14 protein-coding genes and 2 pseudogenes are annotated in these 19,122 nt (G+C 70.2%); 4 read left to right on the top strand and 12 right to left on the bottom strand.

The window, feature by feature from the left end; all coding sequences use genetic code 11:
• Positions 1-321: 321 nt before the first annotated feature.
• From ACFVYF_RS15605 to ACFVYF_RS15595, 3 genes are all read right to left on the bottom strand, one after another.
• Complete coding sequence (locus ACFVYF_RS15605; RefSeq protein WP_389455734.1) at positions 322-4,458, bottom strand: Rne/Rng family ribonuclease; 4,137 nt, start codon at positions 4,456-4,458, stop codon at positions 322-324.
• Positions 4,459-4,703: 245 nt separating this feature from the next.
• Positions 4,704-5,492, bottom strand: coding sequence for a TIGR03936 family radical SAM-associated protein (locus ACFVYF_RS15600; protein WP_389455733.1), 789 nt, complete (start codon positions 5,490-5,492; stop codon positions 4,704-4,706).
• 48 nt (positions 5,493-5,540) lie between these two features.
• The gene (locus ACFVYF_RS15595) at positions 5,541-6,764 is read right to left on the bottom strand and encodes a hypothetical protein (protein ID WP_389455732.1); all 1,224 of its coding nucleotides are present in this window, start codon (positions 6,762-6,764) and stop codon (positions 5,541-5,543) included.
• A gap of 830 nt (positions 6,765-7,594) precedes the next feature.
• On the opposite strand from ACFVYF_RS15595, the gene ACFVYF_RS15590 reads away from it, so the two are divergent.
• A complete protein-coding gene (locus ACFVYF_RS15590; RefSeq protein WP_389455731.1) occupies positions 7,595-8,050 on the top strand; it encodes a hypothetical protein in 456 nt (151 codons plus the stop codon).
• Between the two features lie 115 nt (positions 8,051-8,165).
• On the opposite strand, the gene ACFVYF_RS15585 is transcribed toward ACFVYF_RS15590, so the two are convergent.
• From ACFVYF_RS15585 to ACFVYF_RS15570, 4 genes are all read right to left on the bottom strand, one after another.
• Positions 8,166-10,313: a xanthine dehydrogenase family protein molybdopterin-binding subunit gene (locus ACFVYF_RS15585; RefSeq protein ID WP_389455730.1), complete on the bottom strand. Its 2,148-nt coding sequence runs from the start codon at positions 10,311-10,313 to the stop codon at positions 8,166-8,168.
• The gene (locus ACFVYF_RS15580) at positions 10,313-11,287 is read right to left on the bottom strand and encodes an FAD binding domain-containing protein (RefSeq protein ID WP_389455729.1); all 975 of its coding nucleotides are present in this window, start codon (positions 11,285-11,287) and stop codon (positions 10,313-10,315) included. The genes ACFVYF_RS15585 and ACFVYF_RS15580 overlap by 1 nt, the downstream gene beginning before the upstream one ends.
• Positions 11,288-11,291: 4 nt before the next feature.
• A complete protein-coding gene (locus ACFVYF_RS15575) occupies positions 11,292-11,891 on the bottom strand; it encodes a (2Fe-2S)-binding protein (protein ID WP_389455728.1) in 600 nt (199 codons plus the stop codon).
• Positions 11,892-12,050: 159 nt separating this feature from the next.
• Positions 12,051-12,626, bottom strand: a complete 576-nt coding sequence (locus ACFVYF_RS15570; protein WP_389455727.1) for a TetR/AcrR family transcriptional regulator — start codon at positions 12,624-12,626, stop codon at positions 12,051-12,053.
• 116 nt (positions 12,627-12,742) lie between these two features.
• Between ACFVYF_RS15570 and ACFVYF_RS15565 the strand changes: the two are divergent.
• Positions 12,743-13,001: pseudogene (locus ACFVYF_RS15565) on the top strand (hypothetical protein); the annotation flags it as partial.
• A gap of 76 nt (positions 13,002-13,077) precedes the next feature.
• On the opposite strand, the gene ACFVYF_RS15560 reads toward ACFVYF_RS15565, so the two are convergent.
• Together ACFVYF_RS15560 and ACFVYF_RS15555 are read right to left on the bottom strand one after the other, a co-directional pair.
• Entirely contained in the window at positions 13,078-13,338 is a 261-nt protein-coding gene (locus ACFVYF_RS15560) for a hypothetical protein (RefSeq protein WP_389455726.1), read from the bottom strand.
• A gap of 133 nt (positions 13,339-13,471) precedes the next feature.
• A complete protein-coding gene (locus tag ACFVYF_RS15555; protein ID WP_389455819.1) occupies positions 13,472-13,939 on the bottom strand; it encodes a hypothetical protein in 468 nt (155 codons plus the stop codon).
• A 32-nt stretch (positions 13,940-13,971) separates the two neighbouring features.
• Here ACFVYF_RS15555 and ACFVYF_RS15550 point away from each other — a divergent pair.
• Positions 13,972-14,382, top strand: a pseudogene (locus ACFVYF_RS15550) (transposase); the annotation flags it as partial.
• A 45-nt stretch (positions 14,383-14,427) separates the two neighbouring features.
• Positions 14,428-14,685 (top strand): DUF6221 family protein, encoded by a 258-nt coding sequence (locus tag ACFVYF_RS15545; RefSeq protein WP_389455725.1) that lies wholly within the window; start codon positions 14,428-14,430, stop codon positions 14,683-14,685.
• Positions 14,686-14,704: 19 nt separating this feature from the next.
• Here the strand turns inward: ACFVYF_RS15545 and ACFVYF_RS15540 are convergent, their stop codons facing one another.
• The 3 genes from ACFVYF_RS15540 to ACFVYF_RS15530 all read right to left on the bottom strand — a co-directional run bounded on the left by ACFVYF_RS15540 (position 14,705) and on the right by ACFVYF_RS15530 (position 19,111).
• Positions 14,705-15,022 carry an Imm51 family immunity protein gene (locus tag ACFVYF_RS15540; protein ID WP_389455724.1) on the bottom strand — a complete coding sequence of 106 codons (318 nt, stop codon included), beginning with the start codon at positions 15,020-15,022 and terminating at the stop codon, positions 14,705-14,707.
• Between the two features lie 417 nt (positions 15,023-15,439).
• Positions 15,440-17,398, bottom strand: a complete 1,959-nt coding sequence (locus ACFVYF_RS15535; RefSeq protein ID WP_389455723.1) for a TIGR03960 family B12-binding radical SAM protein — start codon at positions 17,396-17,398, stop codon at positions 15,440-15,442.
• A 195-nt stretch (positions 17,399-17,593) separates the two neighbouring features.
• Positions 17,594-19,111, bottom strand: a complete 1,518-nt coding sequence (locus ACFVYF_RS15530; RefSeq protein WP_389455722.1) for a CHAD domain-containing protein — start codon at positions 19,109-19,111, stop codon at positions 17,594-17,596.
• Positions 19,112-19,122: the final 11 nt, after the last annotated feature.

The following is a 19,122-nucleotide window of genomic DNA, read 5'->3' as shown; positions in this document are numbered from 1 at the left end:
TTACGTGTGACTGCATGAGTTTTACATGTAGCTGACCGTGTTCCAAGAGGAGGGGGGCGATTGCGGGGTCACAGGTACCCATGAAACGGATCATGACGGCACAAAGAGATCCGTCGGGATCGCCTCCGAGTCGCTTCGGACCGCGCTGAAGTACCCCGGGCCGGTCCGCGGATCACCGCGGAGCCCGGCCCCCGGACCGCCCTGTCCGCCCAGGAACCCCCACGACCGCTCGCACCGGGCACAGACCTGAACACCCCCCTTCCCGCGGCTGGTCAGCCGCGGGAAGGGGGGTGCCGGGTCGGGGCGCGGGCCCCGGTCGACTCAGCCCTCGTCGGTGGAGGCCGTGACGGTGGGCAGGGTCTGCTCCGCCGCCGCGGTCTTCTTCGACGTCGACTTGGCGGCCGTCTTGGTGGTCGCCGCCTTCTTGGCCGTCGTCTTCTTGGCGGCCGTCTTCTTGGCCGCGGTCTTCTTGGTGGCGGCCTTCTTCGCGGTCGCCTTCTTGGCCGTCTTACGGGCCGTCTTCTTCGCCGGTGCCGACTCCTCGCCCTCGGGGGTGTCCCCGGCCTCGGGCGCGGACGCCTCCGGTGCGGCCGACGGGACGACCACGACGGCCGCCTCCTCGGACGCGGTGGGCGCGGTCGCCTTGCGGACCGCACGACGGCGCTGACGGGCCGGAGCGGCGCTCTCGGCGGGCGTCTCCGCCTGCTCGGCGGCCGGCGACCCGGTGACAGCCTCGGGGGCCGGCTCGGCCACGGGCTCCGGCTTCGGCTCGGCCACCACCGGCGCGGACACCTCGACGGTCACCGCTCCGGCCTCGTCGGCCGCCTTGGGCGAACCGGCCGGGGCCGACACCTTGCGCGTGGCGCGACGGCGCGTACGGCCCTGCGGAGCGGCCTCCTCCTGTACGGGGGCGGCGGGCGCCTCCTGCACCGGAGCCGCGGTCTCGGGCGCCTCGACGACCGGGTCCTCGACGGCCATGGGCTCCGCCTCGGCGGCCTCACGGGACTTCGGAGCGCGCTCCTCGCCGCGCGAGCGGGGGGCCCTCTCCTCGGCCCGCGGCGTACCCGCCGGAGCCGACGCGCGCCGGGTCGCCCGGCGCCGCGAACGGCCACCCCGGGACGCGGCGGCCTCCGCCTCGGCGGCACTGCCGTACAGCTCCTCGTCCGGGGTGAACTCCGGCGCGGGCAGCGCGGCCGGCACGGCGGCCTCGGCAGCCACCTCGGCCTCGCTCTCGACGTCCGGCTCGACGGTCTCGGCGGCCTCGTGCTCGTGCTCGTGCACGTGCCCGTCGCCGCCACGGCCGCGCTTCTTGCGCTTGCCGCCGCCCCCGGCGGAGGTCGGCTGCTCCATGTGCACGATGACACCGCGGCCGTTGCAGTGGACGCAGGTCTCGGAGAAGGACTCCAGCAGGCCCTGGCCGACGCGCTTGCGCGTCATCTGGACGAGGCCCAGCGACGTCACTTCCGCCACCTGGTGCTTCGTACGGTCACGCCCGAGGCACTCGAGCAGGCGCCGCAGCACCAGGTCCCGGTTGGACTCCAGGACCATGTCGATGAAGTCGATGACGACGATGCCGCCGAGGTCACGCAGCCGCAGCTGACGCACGATCTCCTCGGCCGCCTCCAGGTTGTTCCTGGTCACGGTCTCTTCGAGGTTGCCGCCCTGGCCGGTGAACTTGCCGGTGTTGACGTCGATCACGACCATGGCCTCGGTCTTGTCGATCACCAGCGACCCGCCGCTGGGCAGCCAGACCTTGCGGTCCAGCGCCTTCATCAGCTGCTCGTCGATCCGGTACGACGCGAAGACGTCGACCTCGGAGGTCCACTTCGAGAGACGGTCACTCAGGTCGGGTGCCACGTGGGCCACGTAACCGTGGATGGTCTCCCAGGCCTCGTCACCGCTGACGATGACCTTGGTGAAGTCCTCGTTGAAGATGTCGCGGACGACCCGGACGGTCATGTCCGGCTCGCCGTAGAGCAGCGTCGGCGCGTTCGAACTGCCGCCGCTCTTCGCCTTCTTCTGGATGTCCTCCCACTGCCCCTGCAGCCGCTCGACATCACGGCGCAGCTCTTCCTCGCTCGCACCCTCGGCGGCGGTGCGCACGATGACGCCCGCGTCCTCGGGGACGATCTTCTTGAGGATGGTCTTCAGACGCGCGCGCTCGGTGTCGGGCAGCTTGCGGCTGATGCCGGTCATCGAGCCCTCGGGCACGTAGACCAGGTAGCGGCCGGGCAGCGAGACCTGGCTGGTGAGGCGGGCGCCCTTGTGGCCGATCGGGTCCTTGGTGACCTGCACGAGGACCGACTGGCCGGACTTCAGGGCGGACTCGATGCGACGCGGCCCGTTGGCCATGCCGAGCGCTTCGAAGTTGACCTCACCGGCGTACAGGACGGCGTTGCGGCCCTTGCCGATGTCGATGAACGCGGCCTCCATGGACGGCAGCACGTTCTGGACCTTGCCCAGGTAGACGTTGCCGACGTACGAGGTCGCCTGCTCCTTGTTGACGTAGTGCTCGACGAGCACGTTGTCTTCCAGGACGCCGATCTGGGTGCGCTCGCCGCTCTGGCGGACGACCATCACGCGCTCGACGGCCTCACGGCGGGCCAGGAACTCGGCCTCGGTGATGATCGGGACGCGACGGCGGCCCTGCTCACGCCCTTCACGACGGCGCTGCTTCTTCGCCTCGAGACGCGTCGATCCCTTGATGGACTGCACCTCGTCGCTCGGGTGCTCGTCCTTCTTGCGGGGCTCGCGGACCTTCACGACCGTGCGCTCGGGGTCGCCGTCGCCCGGCTCGCCCTCGGGGCCGGAGTCACCGGCGCGACGACGACGGCGCCGACGGCGACGGCTGCTGCTGGAGCCGCCCGGCTCGTCGCGCTCGTCCGCCTCCTCGGCGTCCTCCTCGACCTGCTCGGCGGTGTCCTCGGCGTCCTGCGCGGCCTGCTCGGCGGAGAGCTCGTCCTCGCCCCCGTCGAGGTCGGAGTCGCCCGCGTCACCACGGCGACGACGGCGGCCACCGCGGCGGCGCCGACGACGGGAGCCGGTGTCCTCGGAGTCGTCACCCTCGACGGCGTCCTCGGCGGACTCGTCCTCGTCGACGGTCTCCTCGGGCTCGGGCTCGGGCCGGGACTCGGGTGCGGCCTGCGGGGTCTCCGCCGCGGGCTCGGCCTCGGCACCCCGCCGACGCCGGCGACGACGCCCTCCGGCCGCCTCCTCGGCGACCTCGACACTCTCCACGGGAGTGGGCTCCTCCACCTGCTCCGGCTCCGGTGCCGTCTCCTCCGCCGCCTCGGCGGCGGCCGCGGCAGCGGCCCGCTCCGGCGTCTGGAACATCGGCTCGGTGAAGACGGGGGCCTGGAAGACGGCCACGGCGGGGCGCGCGGGGCGCCGCCCCGACTCACCCTGGGACTTCCTGGGGGCCGGCGCGGAGAATCCGGCGGCGGCCTTGCGGGTGGCACGGCGGCGGCCACGACGCGGCCCGTCCTCCTCCTCGGTCTGAGCGGCCTCGGCCGGCTCCTCCGATACGGCGGCGGGCGCCTCGACGGCCTCGGCAGGCCGGGTCTCGCTGGTCACAGGCGCCTCCACACGCTCGTCGGCAGCGGCACCCTCGGGCGCGGACCCGCGCCGAGTGGCACGCCGGCGGCCACGGCGGGGGGCTGCGTCCTCGGCCGACTCCGCCGGCTCCTCGGCCGGCTCGGCGGCGGGGGCGGTCTCCTCGGCGGCGACGGGCACGGGGGCGTCGACGGCCGTCTCGACGGCCTTGGCCGCACCGGCGGGCGCGGACGCACGACGACGCGTACGGCGGGCGGGGGCGGCTTCCTCGGCAGGAGCCGGGGTGTCGGTGACCGTGTCGGCCGGGGCAGCGGCCTCAGCCGGGGCGCTCGCGGGCGCTGCCACGATCTCGGCCGCCTCGGCGGGGGCCGTAGCGGCCTCGGGCGCGGACACGCGCCGGGTGGCACGGCGCCGGCCGCGGCGCGGGGCACCGTCCTCGGCGTCTGCGGCCTCGACCGGCTCGGCGGCGGACTCGGTGGCCAGGGCGGCCGCGGGCTCCGCGGCAACGGCGGCCACGACGGTCTCCGGCTCGCCTGCGGCGCCCTCGGGAGCACCGGCGGGCGCGGACACGCGCCGAGTGGCACGCCGACGGGCCCGGCGGGGAGCGGCGTCCTCGGCGGGCTCGGCGGGCTCCGTGACATCCGAAGCAGCAAGTGCCTCGTCCGTCTCATCCGTCTCGTCGGCCACGGACTGGCCGGTGATGCTCTCGTCCGCGACGAGGTCGGCGGACGCCACGGCCGGTATGGCCGGCGCGGTGGTCTCGGCCGCGGCCTCGGAGGCGGCGGTCGGGGGCCCCGCGGGACGCGACGCGGCGCGGCGGCGGCGCCGCGGCGGCAGGGTGTCGCTGGGGGTGTCGTTGGTGTCGGAGCCCGTGGACGGCTCAGTGGGTTCGGTCGGCTCGAGCATGCGGGTGGATCTCCCGTCAGGCTCCCGGGCGCCGCGCCTGGTCCGGCAGTGCCGGTGACGTCCGCGGCTCGCGCGATGCGCGGTGCCGCCGTCCGGGGCGCGGGCGCCGCACGGGAGCTCTCTGTGTCCTGTCTCGCCGGTTCCGTACGCCATGTGTGCGTACGGCCTGGCGAAAGTCTTCGGGTGGGTGCGCTGCCCGACCCAGGTGGCTCCCGAGTACGAGGGCGGCGCTACGGCGTGCGTCCTTACGCGGGACCTTCCGGCACCGGCGCCTTCGCGGCGGCAGTGGGAGCGTCCCCCGGGAAAACAACCGGGGTCGCCGCTGCCTCGCGGTCGGGCGCGAGCGGGTCGGTCACCGTGCCTGTCTCTTCATCGAACAGCCCCTGCGCCAGCCGGGTCACCGCTGCGGCGACCGGCGGCGCCAGGTCGGCCACGGCGCGGAGACCGGACAGGACGTCGTCGGGTCGTACGGCAGGCGTCACGTGCCGAACAACCAGGCGCAGTATCGCACAGGCCTGGTCGGTCGGCATATCAGCCTGTGGATCGAGCGTCTCAAGGCTTGCGACGGCGGAGCGGGCGTCGAACGTCCGCATGCCGTTCTTGGTCCTGCGCTGGACCTCGACGGTGTCGGCCGTCCTGAAGGCCAGCGCGGCGCGCTCCGCCTCCGCCGGGTCCACGCCGTCGAGGCGCAGCTCCCACACGGACGCGGTGAGCCGGTCGGCGAGTCCCGAGGTACGGGCCTCCACCGCCTCGATGATGTCGAGCCCGGTGGGCAGCGACTCGTCGAGGAGCTCACGCAGCTTGTCCGGGTCACGCGCTTCGGTGAGCGCGATCTCCAGGTACTCCGCCTCACTGCCCGTGCCGGTGGGTGCGGCATTGGCGTACGACACCTTCGGGTGTGGCGTGAACCCCGCCGAGTACGCCATCGGCACCTCGGCACGGCGCAACGCACGCTCGAAAGCACGCTGGAAGTCACGGTGGCTGGTGAACCGGAGGCGGCCGCGCTTGGTGTAACGCAGTCGGATGCGCTGCACCGCGGGTGCGGGCGGCGGGCCTTCGGGCTGTCGCTTGCCCAGTGTCGTTCAGTCCTTCGTGAGAGCGGTCGTACTGCTACCTAGAGTACGTGTTTCCCCGCTTCCTGGTTCCCGCCGGGCAACCGGAAGGGGTTCCGGACGAGGTTTCAGGCGGGGTTCCGGACGAGGTTCGAGGCGGGGTTCGAGGCGAGGTTCCGGGCGGGCGCCGAAGAGCATCCGGCGGAAGTCGGCGCGGGCCTGCCGGGCGGACTCCCGGGCCGCGCCGAGCGCCTGCCTGCTCACCCGTCCCACACTGCGCGCGGCCTCGGCCGCGGGCTTCAGGACCGCGTCCCGGATCACGTGCCCGACCGGCGTGAGCACGGCCCGGTAGGCCCAGCGCACCGGCTCCACGAAGATCCACCGGAAGAGTCGCCCGAGGAACCGTCCGACGGTCAGCGAGATGTACCCGGCGATGCGCCACGCGTGCCCTAGGGCGTCGCCGATCTCCCGGCCGATGACCGCGAGGACCCGGCCGACCGGCGCGAGGATCCAGCGCCACAGGGCGAGCGCGGGGAGCACGAACAGGATGCGGAGGGTCCAGTAGAGCGCGAGCCCGATGCCGGTGAGGATCAGCTCCACGAGCCGGGCGATTCCCCTGGCCACCCATGCGATTCCCCGGCCCACGGGCGCGATGACCCAGGTGTACAGCCACCTCGCCGGTACGACGATCAGATACCGCCCCAGCCAGGCGACGGCCGTGTACACCCCGGCTCCGAGGGCCATGAGCACCACGCCGATCCCCCTGACCAGCCAGGCGATCCCGTGCCCGAGGGGTGTGAGCAGCCGCGTGTACAGCCAGGCGAGCCCGAGACCTATACCGGCGAGGATCCGGGCGAGGCCGGCACCGATCCCCCGCGCCACCCAGGCGATCGCGCGCCCGAGGGGCGTCAGCACCCGCCGGTACAGCCACACCAGGGGTACGACGAGCAGCACGTGCCCGAGCCACCCGAGCGCCTTGCCGACCGGCACGACGACGTACCGCCACACCATCAGCAACGGCCAGACGAACACCGCCCACGCCACCCAGGCCAGCGCCCGCCCCACCGGCCGCAGCACCGTGTCCCGCAGGAACCGCCCGCCGACGACCAGCGCGTCCCACACCATCCGCACCGGCACCACCAGCACGAGCACCACGATGCGCACCGGCACGCGAATCGCGACGGCAAGGCACCCCTCGGCCCCCGGAGCCCCCCGCTCAACCGCCTGCCCCTCAGACCGCTTCTCCAGATCCATACCGAGGTAGACGCCTGACCACCCCCTCCGGATGCGCCCCTACAGGGCCGACGCCAAGTCGTGTCCTCCCGGCAGCCGGCCTGACCCGCCGACCGCAAGCGCCTGAAGGCCGTACGGACCCTCAACCCAAATGAGTCGAATGGTGCGGCCGGACGACCTTGGTCCATCCCACCGAGAGGCCCCAGGAGCCTGTCGTCCGGGAAGTGACCGATACGGCCACCTTCTTGTGCTCCTCCTTGAGAGCGGCTTCGTTGTACTGCTCAGGGTCACCATTCCGGCATACGACGGTGTAGCCCACGAACGAGCCGACCTTCACGTCGACACTGCCGGAGCCCGAGCAGACCACCGCGACCTCCAGAGTCCCCGGATCAATCCTGGCGATCTCCGAGAACCTACGGGACCCGGCCTGTGCGCCCGAGGAGACGAAGGTCCTCTGCGCATCCGGGAGTTGCGGCGCGGCGAGAGGCTGTTCGCTCCCGGAACCACCCCCGGAAGCACTGCCGGGTGCCCCGCCCCGGACCACCAAGGGGCCCACCGATGCGGGGCCCTTGGTCGATACCGCATGATCCTTGGCCCCTGCCGCACCGCTGCACCCCGTCAAAACGACCAGCGCAACCGGCACAACCACCCCTATCCGTCCCACGTTTACCACCTAAGTGAGCAGCTGACCGGTCTCTCGATCATGAAGGGTACGGATCACGCACGGCATCGGAGCCCAGGTAGGACCCGGCCCGGACTGAAACTGGCGCAGGTCGGGCCGTTTGCTGATACTTGCTGCGCCTATAGTTCCGCTGACCTATACGCATACGGGCCAACTGGAGGGGTGGGGCATGGTGTCCGACGGGCTGAGAGAGAAGGCGATCGAACGGTCGCGGAAGCTGCTGGAGCCGGGCGAAGCGGTGCGCCGCGTCTATTTCGCCCAAGGTGGCATTCCCCCGCAGGCCCGCGTCATCGTCGTGGTGGCCGGAATGGTCCTTGCCCGCTTCACGCTCGGCGACCAACTCGGTCTGGTCGGTGGCGCCATCGGAGGAATCATCGGGGCTCTCGCCGTCACCGCACTGACGAGCCGCCGACTAGTGCTGCGTACCGACCGGTCCCTGGTGGTACTCGCCTACAACCGCTTCGCCGGAATGCGCCCGTCAGCACTGACGGCACGACTGCCCAAAGACACACCCCTCTCGCTCTCCGGGACCTGGGCACCCGTCGCACTGAACGGCGAAAAGCTGTGGATCCACAAGCGCTGGCAGGACCCCCACCACGTCGCAGCCTCGCTGCCGGGCATGTAGCGGAAGCAGCCACACTGCCGGGCGCCTGACCGCTTATGTACTGCGGAACTCGTGCGCGAGAGGCGGCCCTTCTGAGGACCGCTCGCGTCGCAGCGTCAGAGGTCATCCTGGTAGGTCAAAGCAGTGCCTCGGGGCGGATCGGCAGGTCCGTCAGGCGTTTGCCCGTCGCGTTGAACACCGCGTTGCCGATGGCGGGCGCCACCCCGACGATGGTGATCTCACCGAGTCCCTTCACACCGATCGGGTCGGCCTGCGGGTCCTCGGTGTTGATGAAGGCGGCGTCGAGTTCGGGGACGTCCGCGTTCACCGGCACCAGATAGTCGGCGAGGCTCGCGTTGACGATGCGGCCGTCGCGATGGTCGGTGACGGTGCCTTCGAGGAGGGCCATTCCGATGCCGCCGACCATGCCGCCGATGGCCTGGCTGTGGGCGAGTTTGGGGCTGATCACCCGACCTACGTCGTACGCCACGAAGATCCGCCGTACGCGGACGAGGCCCAGCAGGGGATCGACGGAGACTTCGGCGAAGACGGCTCCGTAGCCGTAGGTGGAGATCCTTGAATCGGCGTCGCCCGGACCCCAGTTGCCGGTGATTTCGAGGCTGGGCAGACCGGCGCGGCGCAGGATATCCCGGTAGCTGTCCCGGGCCCCTCCGTCGGCGGCCGACAGGTAGCCGCCGCGGGCGTGCACATCCGCCGGATTCGCGCCGTGGAGAGGCGAGTCGGGGTCCGCCACCGCCCTGCGGATGAACTCCGCCTTCAGCGCGTTGCAGGTGGTGTGCGCGGCCGAGCCCACGCTCGCCATGGTGGTGGCCGCCGCGTGCAGGGGCGCGGTGGGGTAGCTGGAGTCGCCCAGCCTGAAGGTGACCGCCGAGGCGGGCAGCCCCAGGGCGTCCGCGGCAACCTGCATGACCGAGGTGGTGGTGCCGGGGCCCATGTCCGCGGAGGCCGCGAAGACTTCGGCGGTGCCGTCGGCGTGCATCCGGGCCCGTGCGCTGGAGGCGCGTCGGTTGTTGTGATAGCTCGCGGTGGCCATCCCCATACCGATGAGCAGGTCTCCGTCCGTGCGCGAACCAGGCTTGGCGTGCCTCCGGGACCAGCCGAAGCGGCGGGCGCCGGTCTCATAGCACTCGCGCAATTTACGGGTAGAGAAGGGCAGTTGTGTGACCTCGTCCCGGGTCGGCTCGTTGCGCAGCCGCAGCTCGACGGGATCCACGGCAAGTTCGTGCGCGAGCTGGTCCATCGCGGTTTCCAGGGCGAAGTTGCCGAGCACCACGCCCGGGCCTCGCATGGAGCACGGGGACTGGACGTCGACGGGCGCGACCCGGTAGGCGGTACGGGTGTTGGGGACGCCGTAGAGGAACTGCGGCAGGTCGGTCAGGCCGTCCGTGTAGGTCTGGTAGCGCGCGTTCTCGATACGGACCTCGTAGACGAGAGCGCTGACGCGCCCGGCCGTACTGCTGCCGAGGGCCATCCGATGCCGGCTGGCCGGCCGGAACCCGGTGCCGTAATAGAACTGACGCCTGGTCAGAACCACTTTGACGGGCCTGCCGACCTCGCGCGCGGCGAACGCGGCCAGGATGACGTGGTCGTAGGTCTGGATTCCGCTGCCGAACCCTCCGCCCACGAACTCGTTGTGCACGCGTACGTCACCGACGGCGATGCCGAGCGCACCGGCCACCGTGCGCGCGGCGCCCTGTGACCACTGGGTCTTGTCCCAGAGCGTCAGCCGTCCGTCCTGCCACCGGGCGATGGTCGAGGGCAGTTCGATGGGGTTGTGGTTCTCCCGGGCGCTGGTGAGTTCCAGGTCCACCTTCACCTGCGCCGAAGCCAGCGCGCCCGCCGGGTCGCCCCGGCTGTAGTCGGGCTCGTCGGCGGGTGTCTGCGAGGGGATGTCCGGGGCGTCGAAGTCGGTTACCGCGTCCTGCCGTTCGTACGTCGCCTCGACCAGCGAGGCGCCATGGGTCGCCGCCTCCAGCGTCTCCGCGACGACGACCGCGATGGGCTGGCCGTAGAAGGCGAGTCGATCGACCGGGTGGGCCAGCCGCAGCCCGCCGAAGTCGGTCAGGACGCGCAGGACGCCCGGGTGGCCGAGCGCCGCGTCCACCGAGATCCGGCTCACCGTGCCGCGGGCCACTGTGCCGTTGACGATCACGCCGTACAACAGGCCTTCGACGCGGTGCTCGGCCGAGTAGGTGGCCGCGCCGGTCACCTTGCGGCGGGCGTCGACGCGGGAGAGCGGCTGCCCGACGACGGTCGTCGCCATCACTGTCCTCCGATCGTCATGAGCTGGCGGCGCACGGTCCGTTCGACCAGCCGCACCTTGAAGGCGTTCTCGGAGAGCGGTACGGCGCCCTCGGCCGCGAGGGCCGCGGCATCCGTCCACGTCCGGCGCCCCGGCCGTTTGCCGACGAGCGCCTCCTCCACCTTGGGCAACCGCCACGGCACGGTCGCCACACCGCCGACGGCCACCCTGGCGCCCCGCACCACGCCGCCCCTGATGTCCAGCGCCACCGCCGCGGACGCGAGGGCGAACTCGTACGACTGCCTGTCGCGGACCTTCAGATAACCCGAGCGGCGCGTGTGCGCTCCCGCCGGGACGGTCAGGGAGGTGATGAGTTCGCCCGGCCGGAGCGAGTGCTCGTTCTGGGGTGTGTCCCCGGGGCGGAGGAAGAAGTCCTGGACGGGGATGGAGCGGGAGCCGTCGAGCCCCCGTACATGGACTACGGCGTCCAGCGCCACCAGCGCAACCGCCAGGTCGGAGGGGTGAGTTGCCACGCAGTGGGTGCTCGTCCCCAGGATCGCCTGCATACGGTTGTCACCGTGCCGGGCATCGCAACCCGAGCCCGGGTCACGGCGGTTGCACGCGGAGTGGACGTCCCGGAAGTACGGACAGCGGGGCCGCTGCATGATGTTGCCCCCGATGGAGGCCATGTTGCGCAGCTGAGCCGAGGCGCCGAGTTCGAGAGCCTGCGAGAGGAGGGGGTACGTGTCCCGCACCTCCGGATGCGCGGCGAGCTCACTCATCCGGACCAGGGAACCGACGTGCAGTCCTTGGTGGGTGACGGTGATGTCCTTGTACGGCAGCCCGTTGATGTCGACCACGTGCGCGGGGCGCTCGACGGTCTCCCGCATCAGGTCGACCAGAGTGGTCCCGCCGGCGATGTAACGGCCGTCTCGGGCACCGGCGTTGAGTGCGGCGGTGACGGTGGAGGCTCGACTGAAGGCGAAGGGATGCACGCGGTCACGCCTCCTTGGCCGTCTGCTCGATGGCGGAGACGATGTTCGTGTACGCCCCGCACCGGCACAGGTTGCCGCTCATCCACTCGCGGATCTCCTCCCGGGAGCCGGTGTGACCCTCGGCGATACAGGCGACGCCCGACATGACCTGCCCCGGCGTGCAGTAGCCGCACTGAAGGCCGTCGTGTTCGATGAACGCCTGTTGCAGCGGGTGCAGTTGCTCACCCCGGGCGAGCCCCTCGATCGTGGTGACGCGCGCGCCCTGGTGCATCACGGCGAGGGTGAGACAGGCGTTCACCCTCCGGTCGTCCACGAGCACCGTGCAGGCTCCGCAGGCGCCCTGGTCGCAGCCCTTCTTCGTGCCGGGGAGGTCCAGGTGCTCGCGGAGGAGGTCGAGGAGTGAGGTGCGGTTGTCGACCTGGGCGGTGCGCTGCTCGCCGTTGACTGTCAGACGGACGGTGGCGAGCCGGTCGGCCGGCGCGGGTGCGGATTCGGATGCGGGCAGGCGATCCGAGGTCAGCAGGGGTAGACCGGCCACCGCTGTCGACGCCGCGACGAAGGTTCGTCGCTTGAGCGTGGTTGCCTCGTCGAACGTTTCCGACATACGCGATGCACCCTCTCGGTCGAACCCATGGCATGTGATGACACCGGGTGTCATCGTAACAGTGATGACACCAGGTGTCATGGGTGCGGGAGTGGCAAGGAGAGTTGTGGGTGTGGCTGTGGGTGTGGCTGTGGGCGTGGGTGTGGCTGCGGGTGTGGCCTACGGCGCGAGCGGGGCCGCGACCGCGGCCCTGAGCTCCTCCACGGATTCACGCAGCAGGGCGTGCAGGTCCTGTGCCTCCGGACCCTCGATCCAGCATTCGCGCGCGGCCCTCCATGCGGCGGCACCCGCCGCGGCGGTCAGGAAGGCGGCCCGCGGCGCGACACCGCGCTCGCACAACGCCTCGGTCACGGCCGCACTGGTCGCGGCGAACTTGGTCAGCTCTCGTTCCCGAAGCTCCGGGTTGGCCACGATGACGGCTCGGCGGCGCCGGGCGTGCGCGTGCCCCTTGTTCACCATGTCCACCGCGGCGCCGTACCCCTCCAGGACGACGGCGAGCGGCGAGAGGTCGGCCGGCGCGGCGGCCATGGCGTCGACGATCACCTGGTGAATCCGGGCCGAGAGCGGGAACAGCACCTCGCGCTTGTCGGGGAAGTGACGGAAGAACGTCCGCTTCGTCAGACCGGCCCGTTCGGCGATCTCGGCGACCGTGGTGTCGTCGAAGCCGCGCTCCTCGTACAGCTCGAGCGCGGCCCGCGACAGTCGGCCCGCTGCGTCCGGCATCCATCGACCCATGTCGCTCATCCTAGTGATGACACTCAATGTCATCGGATATACGCCGATGGCGACTGGGCCTTTCGGCGCAGTTTGCCGTGCAGGCGAGCGGGAAGCTCGTCTCCCGAGGACGGGCCGTGCGGGTAGAGCAAGGACAGCACCGCGCCGGTCTTCGGGCACTCGCGGCACCAGAGCGGCTCAACGGCCGTGTGCCGGAGTTCGACGTACTCCCCTTCCGGAAGCCCCACCGCTTCGTACGGCGCCTCTCGGATGTCAGCACCGGCTGGCGTCTCAGGTACGAAAAAGAACCTGATCTCGAAGAACGACTCCATCGATCTGACGACCACTGCCGGGAAGATCAGGGTCACGATCGTTGGCGGCATCGCCGAGATCGAGACGCCCAGCCCAACACCAGCACCCGCGATCGCCCGGACTTGACGCCTATTCACTCCGATCCAGGTACAGCACCTGATCAGGCTTCGCGAAGAAGGCCGATAGCCTCCGGTAGCGCAAGAATAGCATTCCTACGCTCAGCGTTATCCTCCAGTTCGGCACATTCAAGAATCAAGGAAACCACTTCCTGACGCTTTTCTCCCGATAGATCACCGAAGAGGGCGGCGGCAGGTTCGATAATATCCGTGGCGATGTCAGGATCGATATCGTCATCATCCGTCAAATCAATTGACACGATGACACTTACGAACGCTCGAACCAGGACCTTATTTACATCCATCAGGGAACAATCCTCACTCGAATATTGGTGATCAGGAGACTACCCAGAACGCTTCGAGCCCGCGCAGCCTGCGCTGCAGTGGGCACCTCCCACCGACCTGTCAGCCCATTCTGCTCAAGCGCAAGATTTTGATTCATGGCCTGCCGGTATATGAATTGTTGAATGCGGTAACGTCCGTGGTGCTGGGGCCCGGTGCGGGGGTTTCCTCGTCAGCGAGGCGCGCCGAGGCCAATTGAGGCGTGGCGCCTTCCGCCTCCGGGGCCGGGGCCACCTGGACCACGTCGCCGACCTGGCTGGCGTCCCCAGTTGCGGGGGCAGATGGGGCGGGTGTGACCTTGCCTGCGTCGCCTGGTGCCGCCTTGGAGAGATCCACCGTCGCCTCAGCGGCGCTCGGCCAGTCTGGTGCAGGCAGCGCCTTGCCGACTTCTTCCGCCGGCTGCGCTGGGACGGACCCCAGCGATTGCGACAGGACGATGGGAGTTGGGTCGTCGGCGGCCGCGACTGCTTGTTGCGGCGAGACGACCGACATCGTCGACAGCAGACCGGCCAGTACCGCACCCGCGACACCGACCGAAACGAAACGCGCACGCCGAGCAGCCACTCGAACTCCCACCCCATGCCACCCGCACGAACGCACGGCCCCTGACCCTTCACGTAACCGCAGGCCAGTCGGGCGACGCCCCGGCCTTCGAGACCGTCATGGCCGGCATCCGTGTTCCGCGAAGCGGACCCGGAAGACCAAGGACACGGCCGGAGACCGTCCTGGCGGACCGCGCGTATTCATCCCGCGCGATCCGGAATCACCTCCGCCGACGGGGGATCCGCGCTGTCATCCCCCAGCCGTCCCACCAAGTCGGGCACCGTCTGCGGCGAGGCCGCGTCGGCGGTCGCCCACCAGCTTTCGACGCCGAGGCGTATAGGCAGCGCAACGCCGTCGAGCGGTGCATCAACCGACTCAAGCAGTGGCGCAGCCTGGCCATGCGAACGGACAAGCTTGCCATCGCCCACCAAGCCGCACTCCACCTCACCGCCATCCTCATCTGAACAGCCGCTTGACCGTCGAAGCGCCTTGCCCGCGACGATGGCCACATGGACGATCTTGTGAGGTTCCTCGTCGCACGCATCATGGACGACAACCACGCCTATGCCTACGTGGCCGACACCCTGGGCGGCGAGGCTCTTCTCGACAGCCATCTCCCCATGCTCGACCTGACCGAGCAACTGGCGCGCGACTACAAGGCCATGGAGCCCTCGGATCCCCGCTCGGCCGGCCTGGCATACGCGATTCGCGTCCTTGCCCAGTCATACGCCGAACACCCCGCCTACCACCAGAAATGGCGCCCATAGCCTTCCTGGGAGACAGGCCCTAGTCGTCGAACTCGAAGCCCGAAGTCTCCGCCCGGGCGATGATGTCGCAGACCGCATCGGGGCTCGCGATGACTGACTCAAGGGCCGTCTTGAGTTGCGCGAGGTCACTCGGAATCCCGATAGCGCAGAACATGCCGGCCTCGCTGTCGAAGTCGAGCGGCTCGGCAATATCTGGCCAGGCAAACCGCACGAGACCTTCCCAGAAGTACCCGTTCGATTCGTGCCCCGCCTCGGCTACCGCCACGTCAGCGGCCAGGGCACCGACATCCAACGTCAGCGAGTGTTCGCTGCCGAAGTCATGAAGCTTGATGGTCACAGCCGCGATCTTCTCACGCCCGGCACGGGCTCCCGGATCCGCTCCAGCGGCCCATCCGCTCCCTCGCCGCTCTCGAACCCCGGTGAACGTCAGGCTCATCGAACAGCGTTCTCCAGTGCAAGAGGTCCGCCTCGCTCATCGGGAAAGCAGCTTTGGGCTGGAGCCGCTTTGGTGCAAGCGATCCGTGCCCTATTGGTGCGCCAGATCGCCGCTAAGAGCTTCATCGCCCCTCAGACTCACTCCACCTCCGCCTGGATGCTTGCAGAGCCCCCAGCTGAGGGCAGAGGCGTTCTGAACGTGCTCTGCACGGGTGGCTGACGGCGGTCTGAGACACCCACCAGACTCAGAACGGCGGCCAGCTCATCCTCGCTGGACTCCTCCAGGGCATCTGCGATGCGCCGTAAAGCCTCGCTCACCTCAGTGCTCGTGTCCGCTGCCCGCACCGCCCTTGACCGTCAACGGCAGCAACTTCTTCCCCGTAGGGCCGATTTGGATGGACGTGTCCATCTGCGGGCACACCCCGCAGTCGAAGCAAGGCGTCCACCGGCAGTCCTCGACCTCTGTCTCGTCGAGGGAGTCCTGCCAGTCCTCCCAGAGCCAGTCCTTGTCGAGGCCCGAGTCGAGGTGGTCCCAGGGGAGGACCTCCTCGTAGGTGCGCTCGCGCGTGGTGTACCAGTCGACGTCCACGCCGAAGGCGGGCAGGGTCTTCTCGGCGCAGGCCATCCAGCGGTCGTACGAGAAGTGCTCGCGCCAGCCGTCGAAGCGGCCGCCGTCCTCGTAGACGGCGCGGATGACCGAGCCGATACGGCGGTCGCCGCGGGAGAGCAGGCCCTCGACGATGCCGGGCTTGCCGTCGTGGTAGCGGAAGCCGATGGAGCGGCCGTACTTCTTGTCGCCGCGGATCTTGTCGCGGAGCTTCGTGAGGCGGGCGTCCGTCTCCTCGGCGGAGAGCTGCGGGGCCCACTGGAAGGGGGTGTGCGGCTTGGGGACGAAGCCGCCGATCGACACCGTGCAGCGGATGTCGTTCTGGCCGGAGGCCTTGCGGCCCTCGGCGATGACGTTCATCGCCATGTCGGCGATCTGCAGGACGTCCTCGTCGGTCTCCGTCGGCAGGCCGCACATGAAGTACAGCTTCACCTGGCGCCAGCCGTTGCCGTAGGCGGTGGAGACCGTGCGGATCAGGTCCTCTTCCGAGACCATCTTGTTGATGACCTTGCGCATGCGCTCGGAGCCGCCCTCGGGGGCGAAGGTCAGGCCGGAGCGGCGGCCGTTGCGCGTCAGTTCGTTCGCCAGGTCGACGTTGAAGGCGTCGACGCGGGTGGAGGGGAGGGAGAGGCCGATCTTGTCCTCTTCGTACCGGTCCGCCAGGCCCTTCGCGATGTCACCGATCTCCGAGTGGTCCGCGGAGGAGAGCGAGAGGAGGCCCACCTCCTCGAAGCCCGTCGCCTTCAGGCCCTTCTCGACCATGTCACCGATGCCGGTGATGGAGCGCTCGCGCACCGGGCGGGTGATCATGCCCGCCTGGCAGAAGCGGCAGCCGCGCGTGCAGCCGCGGAAGATCTCCACCGACATGCGCTCGTGAACCGTCTCCGCGAGCGGGACGAGGGGCTGCTTGGGGTAGGGCCACTCGTCGAGGTCCATGACCGTGTGCTTGCTGACCCGCCACGGGACGCCCGACTTGTTCGGTACGACACGCGCGATACGGCCGTCGGCGAGGTACTCGACGTCGTAGAACGCCGGGACGTACACCGATCCCGTCTTCGCGAGACGGAACAGGACCTCTTCGCGGCCTCCGGGGCGGCCCTCCGCCTTCCAGGCGCGGATGATGTCCGTCATGTCGAGCACGGCCTGCTCGCCGTCGCCGATGATCGCCGCGTCGATGAAGTCGGCGATCGGCTCGGGGTTGAAGGCCGCGTGGCCGCCGGCGAGGACGATCGGGTCGTCGAGCGTGCGGTCCTTGGACTCCAGCGGGATGCCCGCCAGGTCAAGCGCCGTCAGCATGTTCGTGTAGCCCAGCTCTGTCGAGAAGCTGAGCCCGAACACGTCGAACGCGCGCACCGGCCGGTGGCTGTCCACCGTGAACTGCGGGACCTTGTGCTCCCGCATCAGCTCCTCGAGGTCCGGCCACACGCTGTACGTGCGCTCGGCGAGGACGGCCTCCCGCTCGTTCAGTACCTCGTAGAGGATCATGACGCCCTGGTTGGGCAGCCCGACCTCGTACGCGTCCGGGTACATGAGCGCCCAGCGGACGTCGCAGGCGTCCCAGGGCTTGACGGTGGAGTTGAGCTCGCCTCCGACGTACTGGATCGGCTTCTGCACATGCGGGAGCAGAGCTTCGAGCTGCGGGAACACCGACACAGCGGCTTCGGCAGGCATGTCGCGACCTTCGATGAGCTGACAGGGGTGACCATTCAGCGTAACGCGGCCGGAGGGCCGCCTCGCACGCTCCAGTGCCTGTCCGGCGGATCATGCGATGGATCGCGCCCCGTTTCCGGGCACCGTGCCGGCGGGGAGCAGGCACCCGGCACCAAATCACCACGGCGACGGGACCGCAAGATCCACCGGACAGACCTAGAACGCGGCCTTGCGTTCGGCCTTCTTCCACGCCTTGGCCAGCGCGCTCTCGTCGGCCGCCGCCTGCCGCTCCTCTCGGCCGTACAGCAGCCCGTACGTGAACGAGCTCTCGCCGGCCGCCTGCGCCTTGTCCGCGAGGTCCCGCAGGGCGTCACGGGCCATCACGCTGTCCTGGTGGTCGCCGAGCAGCTTCTGCAGGGTCTTCGTCGACTTGGCCACGGACTGTGCGGGCTTGCCCAGAGCGGGTACGGCGGCCTCGGCGGCGTACCGCGTGCGCTTGGCCTTCTTGCGGGCCTCGTGCGTGGCGAGGTCGCGCTCCTCCCCCGGCGGCAGGCCGCGGGCCTCGGCGACCAGGTCCTTCAGCTTCTCGAAGTCCTTGCGCACCGCCTTGCGCATCACCTTCGCGGGCTTCTTGCCGGCCGCCTTGCGCAGGGGCGGGTCGGAGACCAGCGCGTCGAGGGCGGCCAGCAGATAGAGGTAGCGCCGGCCGTCGAGCACCTCGATCAGGCTGCGCCGGGAGCCGGAGTGGCGCGCCTGCGACCAGGTGCGCAGCCGGTTGCGTACGGGGCCGGAGCGCAGGGCCTTGGGAAGGTCGTCCAGACTTGCCGTCAGCCGCCGGGTGATGACCTCCTGGTCGCGTTCCCCGGCGAGCTCTCCCGCCAGCCACTTCAGCTCGTCACGGAGCGGGTCGGTGACGGTGCGGTCCAGGACGCCGTCGTAGGAGCGCAGGACGTTGCGCAGGCGGCGGGTGGCGACCCGCATCCGGTGCACGGCGTCGGGCAGATCGCGGCGGACGGCGGGGTCCAGCTCGACGAGGGCGTCGCGCTGGGCCCGTACGTAGGCGAGGACGTGGTCCCCCGCGGTGGCCGGGGGCTTGCCGGGTGCCGGGGTCCGGGCGGGCGCCGCCGCTCCGGTCTCCGCCAGGGCCCGGGCGAGTTTGGAGGGCGAGGCGGACCGGTGCAGGCCGGCCTTGAGGAGCTTCTTCTCGACCTTGTCGAGGAAGGCGGGGTCCCCGTCGTCGGCGAGCTCCACCTCGATCTCGGTCCACTGGGCGCTGCCCTTGCCGTCGCTGAGCCGTTCGGCGCGCACCCGGTCGACGCTGGCCTCGGCGAGCAGCGCGCCGGAGTCGTCCACGAGGTGGTGGACGTCGCGGGAGGACCGCAGCCGGACGACGGGGAGCAGTTCGGCGTCGCGCAGCCGGGAGCGCACCAGGGAGGTGAGGGCGTGCGGCACGGTGTCGGAGAGCGGGGCGTGGATCTCGTCGCGTACGCCCTCCGAGACGGGCAGTTTCAGATGCCAGCCCGCGTCCGCGCCGCCGGTGCGGCGGCGCAGGGTGATGGAGGCGGCGGCCAGCAGCTGGTCGGCCGTGTCGTAGTAGGTGGCGTCGAGCTCGCTGACGCCCTTGCCGATGACGCCGGTGACTCCGGAGACTTTCGTCAGATCCGGCAGGCCCGTACCGCCTCCGGTCGTCGGGCCCTCGTACTTCCGCTCGATCTCGCGCTTGATGTCCGCCATGAATTGAATCT

The sequence above is a fragment of the Streptomyces sp. NPDC058274 genome (assembly GCF_042881375.1).
Taxonomy (GTDB): Bacteria; Actinomycetota; Actinomycetes; order Streptomycetales; family Streptomycetaceae; genus Streptomyces.
This window is presented reverse-complemented; position numbering and strand designations above follow the sequence as displayed.